The sequence below is a fragment of the Vibrio sp. vnigr-6D03 genome (assembly GCF_002835515.1).
Taxonomy (GTDB): domain Bacteria; phylum Pseudomonadota; class Gammaproteobacteria; order Enterobacterales; family Vibrionaceae; genus Vibrio; species Vibrio penaeicida.
This window is the reverse complement of sequence record NZ_PIZL01000021.1, coordinates 74,257-86,079: the sequence shown is the minus strand read 5'-3', so window position 1 is coordinate 86,079 and position 11,823 is coordinate 74,257. Positions and strand designations below refer to the sequence as shown.

General features: G+C 44.3%; 8 protein-coding genes. 3 read left to right on the top strand and 5 right to left on the bottom strand.

What is annotated here, in order from left to right:
* Positions 1-66 precede the first annotated feature (66 nt).
* Entirely contained in the window at positions 67-1,383 is a 1,317-nt protein-coding gene (locus tag CW749_RS18375) for a hypothetical protein (RefSeq protein WP_101113732.1), read from the top strand.
* A 16-nt stretch (positions 1,384-1,399) separates the two neighbouring features.
* On the opposite strand, the gene CW749_RS18370 is transcribed toward CW749_RS18375, so the two are convergent.
* The gene (locus CW749_RS18370) at positions 1,400-2,650 is read right to left on the bottom strand and encodes an MFS transporter (RefSeq protein ID WP_101113731.1); all 1,251 of its coding nucleotides are present in this window, start codon (positions 2,648-2,650) and stop codon (positions 1,400-1,402) included.
* A gap of 261 nt (positions 2,651-2,911) precedes the next feature.
* Between CW749_RS18370 and CW749_RS18365 the strand changes: the two genes are divergently transcribed.
* Entirely contained in the window at positions 2,912-3,859 is a 948-nt protein-coding gene (locus tag CW749_RS18365; RefSeq protein WP_101113730.1) for a cupin-like domain-containing protein, read from the top strand.
* Positions 3,860-3,877: 18 nt separating this feature from the next.
* Here CW749_RS18365 and CW749_RS18360 read toward each other — a convergent pair whose 3' ends face one another.
* From CW749_RS18360 to hrpA, 4 genes are all read right to left on the bottom strand, one after another.
* The gene (locus CW749_RS18360; protein WP_101113729.1) at positions 3,878-5,128 is read right to left on the bottom strand and encodes an MFS transporter; all 1,251 of its coding nucleotides are present in this window, start codon (positions 5,126-5,128) and stop codon (positions 3,878-3,880) included.
* 295 nt (positions 5,129-5,423) lie between these two features.
* Positions 5,424-5,903: an outer membrane beta-barrel protein gene (locus CW749_RS18355; RefSeq protein WP_101113728.1), complete on the bottom strand. Its 480-nt coding sequence runs from the start codon at positions 5,901-5,903 to the stop codon at positions 5,424-5,426.
* Positions 5,904-6,248: 345 nt separating this feature from the next.
* A complete protein-coding gene (locus CW749_RS18345; RefSeq protein WP_101113726.1) occupies positions 6,249-6,704 on the bottom strand; it encodes a porin family protein in 456 nt (151 codons plus the stop codon).
* A gap of 198 nt (positions 6,705-6,902) precedes the next feature.
* On the bottom strand, positions 6,903-10,820 hold the full coding sequence (gene hrpA, locus CW749_RS18340; protein WP_101113725.1) for an ATP-dependent RNA helicase HrpA: 3,918 nt from the start codon (positions 10,818-10,820) through the stop codon (positions 6,903-6,905).
* 185 nt (positions 10,821-11,005) lie between these two features.
* Here hrpA and CW749_RS18335 point away from each other — a divergent pair, with 185 nt between their 5' ends.
* Positions 11,006-11,509: a YgjV family protein gene (locus tag CW749_RS18335; protein WP_101113724.1), complete on the top strand. Its 504-nt coding sequence runs from the start codon at positions 11,006-11,008 to the stop codon at positions 11,507-11,509.
* Positions 11,510-11,823: the final 314 nt, after the last annotated feature.

Genomic DNA, 11,823 nt, shown 5'->3' with positions numbered 1-11,823 from the left:
GTCTTACATCACCTGATTCATTTCAATATAAAACAATAAGTTAAATTAATTCCTCGGAGTAATAATATGCAATCAAGCACATTCTGGTTCGACTATTTTGAAGAGAATCCTTTGGCAGATGACTTGGCGGATGACATCAGACATAACGGGGCAAGCAGCCGATTTTCTCGTCCTGATTGGCATTTGCTGATGACACCTATCGTATATCCCAACGATGTGATTAAAAAACAGACAAATATGCTAAGCCAATTGTTCGGCATTATTGAGAACCTCCCTAAGATTGCTTTTGACGGTAATGTGCGAGATTTTTTAGCCGCTGCAGGGTTTCGTGACGAAACAGTCATTTCCTTGGCAGAGCGATTATCCTCTCGAACTGGTTTGATTCCTTGCCGATGGGATATTTTAGATAATGGAACCGATTGGAAAGTCATGGAAGTGAACGTAGGTGGAGCCATTGGCGGTTTTGCTTATGATGGCATTCAAACGCTATACGATGAGGCATTAGCTCAAGAAAAACAGGACACACCTTCTGTGGTTATTGAAGAGTATTGGCGATCGCCCTACTCCCACATTACACCCAAAATTGAAGACAAACTGGCAGAGCTCGAAAAGCCACTGCTGATAGTTGTAGACGACGCGCTTCAGTTTCAAGAAAGCCCTTTGGTAGCAAACAGTGCGTCTGGTGCATTAAGTACACGGCTCAACCAAGACATCATCGCCATTCCCCATACAAAACTTAGTGATGTCATCGATTCACATGACGGCTGCGTATTGGTCTTCGAAGTGTTTACGTTAAGTGATATTGCACGTTCGTCCGACGACAGCTATACGCCGTTTTTGGACGGATTGGATAGTGGGAAAGTTCATTCCGTTATTCACCCTTTAAGCGAAGTCTTCATGAGTAAAGCCATTCTGGGGTTACTTAGGGAAGAGCGCGTTCAGTCAAAGCTCACTAAGGATCAAAACAACACCATTGAAGCCTTGATCCCCAATACGTTTATTGTATCTGCGGAAAATCTCAACCACCTTCTCGACTTGAACCAGAATGATTGGGTAATTAAAGACGCGATTGGCTACGGTGGACACGGCGTCTTTTGCGGTTGGGAGTGTAATCGTGAAGAGTGGGTCGCATTACTAAATAAAGCGGCTCTGGCAGAATCACCTACAGCCATTATGCAGCAAAGAATACAAGGCAAGCGTGAAGCTGCCATTTCAATGACCCCCAAAGGTGTTTTTGTTGAATCGGACGAAGCTTCGGTATTAGGTGTATTTATGTTAGGGGAAGAATTTGGCGGGGGTTGTGTACGCCAATCTCTATCTGGAAAAGGCGTAGTATGCACCGCCAATCAAGCTGCGCTCGGTGTTATGAGAGTTCAGAAATGATGCTGGGGCAACGTTTTTACGTTGCCGCGTTTGCTGGCTCAGAAGCTTGGTTAAGCATTGGGCTTTTGTAAAAGAACAATGCCCCGATGGCAAGCACAATGCAAATAAGCCATATATTCACTAACCCGATATAAGCCGCCCCAAAACCACACATAAGTGACCCGATTACCCCTCCGATTCTCATCACCAAAGAATTGAGCGAGTCTACCGTGGAGCGTACACTGTCATCTGTGGAGTGATGCAACAGCTGGTTGTATGCAGACTTGCCGAGGTGATTGGTAAAGTCGTAACAGATAAAAAGAAGTACAAACATCACAACATTGCCAGACAACGCAAAAATAGTGGCCGCGATAAGGCGAATAGCGACACTGACCATAAGCACCTTACCCATTTGTTGATCAAACTTATCGGATAACCAATTAGTCATTACAGCCGCTAGACTTCCTAAGTAAAAAGTGACGGCATACGTTAATCCATATACCCATTCTAATGGCTGTCCATCTGACAATTCTTCAAACCTAACAGGCCAAAACTTCTCGATGGCACTGGCGATGGGAATGGTAAGAAACATCGCGAACAATATTCGCCAAAGCACTGGGTGTTTCGCTGCATCAATCCCACTTTTCATTTGAGTCGGCACACTTGTAAGCAATGCAAATGAAAAAGGCTTAAACTCTCGCTGCTCTTTAATCCAAAGTAATGCGATAACGAACACCAATGCCAAACAGACCAATCCAGCCCACAAAGACACATCGTAAAGTTGCCGCGCCTCATAACCGAATTCAACGCCACCGTACATAATGCCAGCACCAATTAAAGCGCCGGTGGCTGCAAAAAAGCTGCTTCTAGCACTCACTCTCGCAAAACCCGCTTGCAAGGTAATATCCCCTTCACTTTCGTTAAAGGATTCAACAAACCAAGCTGTAAGTGTGCCAGAGCTAATGGCGATACTGGCTCCCCACAAAAACATCGAAACAACACCACCAATAAAGCTTGGGATAAACAGCAGCACAAGATAAGACAGCATGCTAAACAAAATCGAGATCAGGAATACTTTCTTACGCCCAACTTGATCAGCCAAACCGCCCGTTGGCAATTCAAGCACCATGACTGTAATCCCCATGGTCGCCATGATCATTCCGATTTGAGGAATGCTCATCCCAAACCCCAAAAGCAGCGGTGTCATTATTGGAATCACTAAAAACTGGGAGATAAAAAATAGCCCCATAAAGAGACCATATCGATGACTAAGCTGAATTCGATTCATCCACGTATCCGTAAATTATTGGCATTTTCCGCTCACTTTGCCCTATTGGGAATTGGAGAAAAGTGGCATTTAAAGTTTTGATGATGAAGGTAATTACGATTAAAGATACAAAGTAACGCCACTAGAGAATAACGCTTTGATCACAGTTAAAACAACATCAATTATCATTTCATTAAAAAAGGTATAACATTTCCAGCGATTAAAATTGAACCGTTTTCGATCAAATGAGACGAATTCCTCACCTTATTGGAGCCAGTATTTATGGATACAGCAGAGAAAATAGCGGAAGAACACGTTTTCAAACACGTTCCAGGTATGGACTCGGCTCAGAATATTGAAACGGTTTATGCAGACAGTCTGACTCCTAAAGCGTTTTACTCTCAATACGTTGCCCAAAACAGACCTTGTCTAATTAAGGGAGCGATAAAGCATTGGCCGGCGATGGAGAAATGGCGCAGCCCCGAGTACTTACTTGAAAAATGTCACGATGTCCCTACTCCTCACTACCCTCATATGAACTACGAAAGCCCAGAGCGAATGGGAGAAAGACGAGAAGTAAGGCCTTTCCATGAAGTGCTAGAAATGCTGCAATCAAGTGACACAGGAATTCTGAGTGCGCCTTCGGTCGTATTGAGCGAAAAACCCTTTGATGTATTGTCTACCGACACCGATGGCTATCCTTTTCTACCCAACCCAAAGCCTCCTATTGCTTACCCAAAATCGAGAGCATTCATGTATAAGGGGGCAGGAACAGGCTGGCATTTTCATGTAACGGATGAAACCCTCATGAGCCAAGTGGTTGGTACTAAGAAGGTCGGCTTACTACCGCCAGATAAACTCACCGATGATCTTGTGTTTGATGCATTTAAAGCCGATGCCTACCTTGAAAATGGTACCTGTTTTGATGCCAGCCGAGCTTCTCAATTGAAACCGTATACCGCAATGGTAGAGCCTGGTGATGCCATGTATATTCCACCCTTTTGGTGGCATGGTATTGAACCAACTGACGATAATTTTGGTATTACCGTTGCGCAATGCTGGCGCTCACCCCTGCATGTGATGGGCGATCTGTCTTACCCGACGGTGAGAAAAATATGGAAGAAAGGTTACACCGAATTAGGAAAAGTGACCTTTCTTATTACGGGGTTAGGCATCGCCAGCTTGGTTGCCCAAGCATGGCGATTCATCAGTAAACCTTTTCGAACTTAGAAATTTGGTTCTGTTGATTTACGCAGTGACAGGTTCTTCAATCTTAGGTTGGTTAAGCACTCTACTTTTGTAGATCAACAACGCACCTGCTGAAATAACGACGCAAACAAGCCACACGTTTGTTAAACCAATATGTTCTGAAGCAAAGCCACAAAGCAAAGACCCAACAACGCCACCAAATCTCATTGTCAGTGAAGAGACCGAATCGATAGTAGATCGGATTTCGTTGTCGGCTGATTGATGCAATAGCTCGTTGTATGCCGACCCACCCAATTGATGAAACAACTCGTAGCACATGAGAAAAGCGATAAACAAGTAGAGGTTCCCGCTTAAAGCAAACGCCGATGCTGCGATCATCCTTAGCAAAACACTCACAAATAGTACTTTACCCAATTGATGGCTAAGTTTCTCTGACAACCAATTAGTCATCATCGCCGCCAAGCTTCCTAAGCACAATATGGCGGTGTAGGTTAAGCCATACGCCCACTCTAACGGGTTGTTACCTGACAACACTTCAAATTGAATAGGCCAGAATTTCTCGATTCCACTTGCAACAGGAACTGTTAGAAAGAGTGCCAATAGAATTCGCCACAGTACTGGGTGCTTTACGGCTTTCACACCACTGGTAATCTGGTTAGGTAACTGGGCAAAAACTTTCACAGAAAGAGAATCGAAGTTTCGATCTTCTTTAATCCAAAGTTGAGTCATCACGATGACGGCAAAAACAATGATCATCGCCAGCATGATCAAAAAGTTGTAAAGCGTTATAGCACTGTATCCAAGCTTCTCACCAACAAACATAACAGCCGAACCCGATAGCGCCCCTAATGCACCTAGCAAGCTTGAATGGAAACTCACACGCGCAAAGCCTTTTTGCAGAGTCATCGTCCCTTCAGCTTTGTTAAATTGTTCAACAAACCATGCGTTTAAAGTGCCTGAATTAAGTGCAATGCTCGTTCCCCAGAGAAACATGCCTATCACTCCGCCAATAAAACCCTGAAACATCAGCAAGCAAAGATAAGCAAGAACACAAAACCACATCGAAAACGTGAACACTTTACGTCGTCCAATTTGATCAGCTAAGCCACCTGTCGGTAATTCAAGCAGAATAACGGTCATGCCCATGGTCGCCATGATAATGCCGATTTCCGGCAGGCTCATGCCAAAAGCCATTAACAAAGGGGTGAGTATCGGGATAAAAAGAAACAGTGAAAACAGGAAAAGCCCGGCAAACAACCCCATAAAGTGGCTCAGTTGCGATTTATTCATTGAGATTCCATTCTGAGAGAGGAAGACATCCACAAATCTCCCTCTGAACGAGGTAATTTATGAGATAGAACACATAACAGTGAGGCAATTTTATACCCCCACCTCTTAATATCCAACCGATTTTATAAAGAACTTTCTTATTGGATTTGGTACGTAAGCGAGTGAAGTTTTTCACCAAAAATCCGCCAGTTGGGAGAGGTAATGGTGGGTTATACCCTAGTGGTCTATAGATAAAGGTTGCAGAAAAAACAAAGCCCTCTGATCTCTCAGAGGGCTTCAAATATGATCGATTAATTTACAGGAAGTGAATCGTAGCGTTCAGCGTAAATGAACCGATTGAATCAATGTTGTTCTCATCGAATTTGAACTGTTGGTAAGAACCACCTACAGACAGCATATCGATAACAAAGTATTCAACACCAACGCCGTACATCAACTTTGTGCCGTCACCAGCTTTGGTGCCGTTGTTGTCCAGTTTGAAGTTGTGCAAGCCGCCTTTCGCGTAGACATGCAAAGGACCAAAATCGATGCTTGGTTTTAGAGCGGCGTAAACAGAATTTGCTTCTGTACCACCATCAAATTTACCGTGGTTCCAAAAACCAGCTTCTACGCCAATAATTGGAAGAATACCCGTACCTACATGGGCACTTACCGCGGTTGCTGTGTTGCCATCGAGATCAGATTGACCAGCGTTAATGCCGCCGTACAACCATGAATCCGCGTTTGCAGTCGTTGCTGCGCCCATTAGTGCTAAAGCTAAAAGTGTTTTTTTCATTTCGTACAACTTTAATTAAGATCGTGCAAGCCTTCCCGCTACACACGCTTTTGATTACAACCATGATTCATCATGAACCACAAAAACATACCCAAAAAACCTATAAAAAGTCGTTTGAATATAGTTCTTCGTTAAGAAGATACTCAATAGTATCTGAGGCGGGCTTATTCTAAGATTAACAACAGGATTTCGCCATACTAAGATGTAAAACTTTTTAAATAATCTCTGTATTTTACATAGATATATGTCCTTCTTAGTGAACATATAGAGGGCTAAATAAAAATGCCAACCTAAGGCTGGCATTTTACATAATTGCGTTACTTTCCTGTGCGACTTAAGCTTCTTTTACAGGAAGTGGAACGTTGCCGTAACAGTAAAGGAAGTAATGTCGTTAAAGTTGTCGCCACGGTTGAATGATTGCCATGAACCACCAAGAGACAAATTGTCGACGAGGAAATATTCTGCCCCCACTCCGTACATCAACCCAGTACCATCTCCGCCATTATCGCGGTCCCATGAATGCAGGCCACCTTTGGCGTAAACATGAAGAGGACCAAAATCGATACTTGGTTTTGCTGCAACAAATAGTGAGCGAGTATCGTTTCCGTGGCTCCAGTATCCGCCTTCCAGACCTAAGATCGGCAATATGCCGGTACCCACGTGGAAACCATATGCCGTTTCTTTGTCGGTGCCGCTGCCGAAATCAGACTGACCGAAATTACCACCAGCATAGAAAAAAGAATCCGCGCTGGCTGTTGCCGCAATGCTCGCTAAACCTAGAGCCAACAATGTTTTTTTCATTTCCATTCCCTCAAATACATGATCAGAGAATAACGATTTATCCCCGGTGAATTGACGCAACACATTAAAACAACAGTCGTATTTACGTCAGCTTAATCATTGTCCTGCAAATAATAGACCAGAAATAAGATTTCTGGTCAAAATTAATACGCTTCGGTCGAACATTGTCCTCACACGAGATCAACATTCTGAACTAGGTCAACATTCAGAAATTGCGTTTTTCACTCGCTTGTCTGATACCGGGTATGGCGTACCCAGTTGCTGTGCAAAGAAGCTTACTCGCAACTCTTCAATCATCCAGCGGACTTCTTTAACGTTATCTGGAACCGCAACCCCCTTAGGGATCTTGTTCAGCAGTTCTTTGTAGTCGTTCGTTACCGACTCAATCTTCAACATGTGCAGTCGATCCTTATTCGGATCTATCGGCAACTTCTCCATTCTGCGTTCTATCGCTTTCATGTAACGCAAAATATCGGGAAGCTTTTTCCAACCACACTCAGTTGCAAAGCCTTTAAATATCAAACCTTCTACTTGAGCTTTAATATCTGAAAGCGCAAAAGCCATCGTAAAATCAATTTTGCCTTTTAGCTTTTTGTTGATATTGAACGCCGTGGTAAGAATCGTTTCAACCTGCTGAGCAATATCCACCACTGTATCGTCTAGCTCTGCTCTTACGTGCTCCTTAAGTGCATCGAACTTATCTGATTCCCAAACCAAGCCGCCCTGCTCTTCAATCAGCTTATCAACACCACAGGCAATGCAATCATCAATCAGATCTAACACCTTGCCATACGGGTTGAAGTACAGACCAAGCTTTGACTTGTTCGGTAGATTGCTGTGCAAGTATTTAATCGGAGAAGGCACGTTGAGCAAGACCAAACGGCGTTGACCTGCGCGCATCGCCGAAATTTGTTCTTGCTCGGTTTCAAACAGTTTGATTTCAACGCTGTCTTTAGAGTCCACAATAGCGGGGAAGGCTTTCACATCGTAACCGCCTCGCTTCTGCTGGTAGACTTTTGGCAGTTCGCCAAAGCTCCACGTATGCAGACCTTGTTGCTCAATATCGTCATCAGCAACTTTGGAAAGAGTCTCTTGAACTTTGTCCTTCAAGCTCTCTTTCAGTTCGTGAAGATCGCGATTCTCTTTTAACTTGCGATTTCGATGGTCGACAGCGCGGAATGTCACTTTTAGGTGGTCTGGCACCTGTTCCAAGTTCCAATCATCGCGCAATACCTCAACGCCCGTCATACGTCTGAGCTCTTTTTCTAACGAATCGAGCAATGGCGCTTCCATTGCGGTAGCACGCGCTAAGAATGCGTCGGCATAGTTAGGAGCAGGTACGAAGTTTTTACGCAACGTTTTCGGCAACGCTTTAATTAGGCTAACAATCAATTCGTGTCTTAAACCAGGGATCTGCCAATCAAAGCCTGCTGGCTCAATTTGGTTTAGGATCGGCAGTGGAACATGAACGGTTACCCCATCGCTGTCTTCGCCCGGTTCAAATTGGTAGCTCAACTTGAGCTTAAGCCCATTTTGGTGCCAGAAATTTGGGTAATCCAAATCGGTAATATGGCTCGCATCGCCTTTGAACAACATCTCTTTTTCAAAGTTGAGCAGCTCTTTATTTTCAGCCGACGCTTTTTTCCACCACGTATCGAAATGACGCCCCGACACAACCTCTGTTCCCACACGCTGATCGTAAAAATCAAACAGCTCATCGTCATCGACCAATATATCTCGACGGCGCGATTTGTGTTCCAACTCTTCCACTTCTTGAAGCAGTTTTCGGTTTTGCTTGAAGAATGCGTGTTTGGTTTCCCACTCACCTTCTACAAGTGCGCTTCGAATAAAGATCTCGCGGCTAATCACGCTGTCTATATTGCTGTAGTTCACCAAACGTTTTGGCACGATAGGCACGCCGTAAAGCATGACTTTTTCATGAGCCATTACCGCCGCACGTTTCTTCGACCAGTGCGGTTCACTATAGCTTCGCTTGATCAGGTGTTTGGCTAATGGCTCAATCCATTCAGGCTGAATCTTGGCAATAATACGCCCCCAGAGTTTGGAGGTTTCAACCAGCTCTGCCGACATGATCCACTTAGGTTGCTTTTTAAATAGACCCGATGCAGGGAAAATGTGGAATCGGGCGTTGCGCGCGCCTTGGTATTCGCTCTTTTCCTGATCTTTTACGCCAATATGAGAAAGTAAACCGACCAAAATGGCGCTGTGAACCGATTGGTAGTTTCCAGGTTCGTCATTCAGTTTGAAATCCATTTCGCGCATGGCTTGATGGATTTGGAAGTACACATCTTGCCACTCACGCACTCGTAAGTAGTTCAGGAAGTCTTGCTTACACTGTTTACGGAATTGATTGCCTGTTAAAGCCTTCTGCTGCTTTTGGATGTAATCCCAAAGATTCACAAAGGTCAAAAAGTCCGACTCTTCATGGAAGAAGCGGCGATGTTTGTCATCAGACGACTGCTGTTTTTCCGATGGGCGTTCACGCGGGTCTTGAATCGATAAGGCAGAAGCAATGACCATCACTTCTTTCAAACAGCCATACTTAGGTGCTTCTAGGACCATTCGAGCCAAGCGTGGATCGATCGGCAACCGAGCAAGCTGACGACCAGACGCCGTTAAGCGCTTCTTGGGATCGTTCGCTTTATCGTTTATCGCACCCAGTTCTTCAAGTAGCCTTACACCATCTTGAATGTTGCGTTTGTCTGGCGCTTCAACGAACGGGAATGCTTGAATATCACCTAACCCCAGCGCTGTCATTTGAAGGATAACAGACGCTAGATTCGTTCTTAGGATTTCCGGATCGGTAAATTCAGGACGAGATTCAAAATCCTCTTCCGAATACAGGCGAATACAGATACCTTCTTCAACACGACCACATCGACCTTTACGTTGGTTTGCACTTGCTTGCGAAACCGGTTCGATAGGAAGCCTCTGTACCTTAGTTCGGTAACTGTATCGGCTAATACGCGCGGTGCCCGGGTCGATAACGTATTTTATGCCCGGCACGGTTAATGATGTTTCTGCAACGTTGGTTGCCAACACAATTCTGCGACCGGCATGAGGTTGAAATATCTTGTTCTGCTCACCGGCCGACAATCGCGCATACAAAGGAACAATTTCTGTGTCACGCAAATTACGTTTGCCTAACGCATCAGCCGTATCGCGAATTTCGCGCTCGCCGTTCATGAAGATCAGGATATCGCCCAAACCCTCATCACATAGCTCGTCTACAGCTTCAAATATGCCTTCAAGTTGGTCGCGATCGTTTTCATCATCGCCTGAAAGTGGACGATAACGCGTGTCTACCGGATACGTTCGTCCAGATACCTCGACAATAGGCGCACCATTGAAGTGGTTAGAAAAACGTTCAGGATCGATGGTCGCAGACGTAATAATTACTTTCAGATCAGGGCGACGTGGGAGCAATTCCTTGAGATAGCCCAAGATGAAATCGATATTCAGGCTTCGCTCGTGCGCTTCATCGATAATGATGGTGTCATATTGATTCAAGAATCGGTCGTGCTGAATCTCTGCCAACAAGATACCGTCTGTCATCAGCTTAACTTGGGTGTTCTCGGAGATTTGATCGTTAAATCGAACCTTATATCCGACAAATTCTCCCAGCTTGGTTTCCATTTCTTCCGCGATTCGGTTTGCGACTGAGCGCGCAGCAAGTCGCCTAGGCTGGGTGTGACCAATCAAGCCATACTTTCCACGGCCAAGCTCTGCACAGATTTTAGGAAGCTGAGTGGTTTTGCCCGATCCCGTTTCACCCGCCACAATCACCACTTGGTTTTCTGAAATCGCTTTTGCAATCACATCTTTCTTTTGGCTAACAGGCAGGATTTCTGGGTATTCGATTGTCGGTTGCTGCGAACATCTTTGCTGAACCGTCATCATGGACTTCGCAATGTTAAGTGCGATGTCGTCTAACGCAGCGTTTCGTGATTCTTCTTTTTTGATTTTGCTGGCACCCTGAATTCGTCGGCTAAAACGAAAACGGTCTTTAATCATGCATTCTTTTAATGCAGCTCTTAACTTAGATGGGCTGTTAGGCGCATGATTTTCGGCAGCATTTTGCTGTGACGAGGTCAAAGCGATACCTTCTTTATTTATTGTCCTTCAAAACTGGCGCGATTGTATCACATGAGTAAGACAATGCTCCAAATCCAAAAGCGCTACTATGCGAGAGTACTGTGTAACAATCTAAGAAAAATGCGATTGACCAATCAATCATTAAGCTGATAGTTTTGCTAACAAATTACGCAAAAGGACTGCTAATGTCTGCTTTCATGTTGTCTCAGGTATTGGTGGGCTTTGCCATTGTTTTTGATCTGATGTCATTTCAATTTAAGGATCGAAAAAAAATTGTTGGCTGCCTGTTCTGCGCTGGAGTCTTGATTTCCAGCCATTTCATACTGCTAGAACAGTGGACAGCCGCAAGCTTGATGCTTATTGCCACCATTCGGTATCTCACCAGTATTTTCTCAACGTCTCCAAAATTGATGACCTTTTTCTGCGGCACATCCGCTATTGCTACTGTCGTCACCTTCTCTGGGATAACAAGTATTCTCAGCTGTTTAGGCTCTATGTTTCAAACCGTTGCTGCATTCAATAAAGACGATAAGAAGCTAAGAGAATTGATGCTCATTGGTACCAGTTTTTGGCTGATACATAACTACGTAGTTGGTTCTCCAACCGCTGTTTTGATGGAAGTGCTTTTTATCAGCAGTAATCTTATTGGGTATTATCGTCACTACTATAGAAACAGCGCCACTACGTAACTAATAACGAGGAATCGGTAACAAATCGGGTTCAATAAATTCGCGCTTTTATTACCGAGTCTTCTACGCCGTATTGATTTAAATATAGGTACGCTAACCTTATATTTTCAGCTACATCAGCCAATCGAAATGCAAGTATGCCTCCTAAACCTATAGTCAGGTCAAATACGATCTGTGCAATAGAACATCTCGCTCCAAACTCCTTCAAAAAAATTGAACGACTTCATCGTTAACGCAGCATTATCTTAGCCTTAGCAATCTCCTAAAGTGAGCTTATTCCCGTTACCTAAAACGAAAATAGATAAATAAAGGAC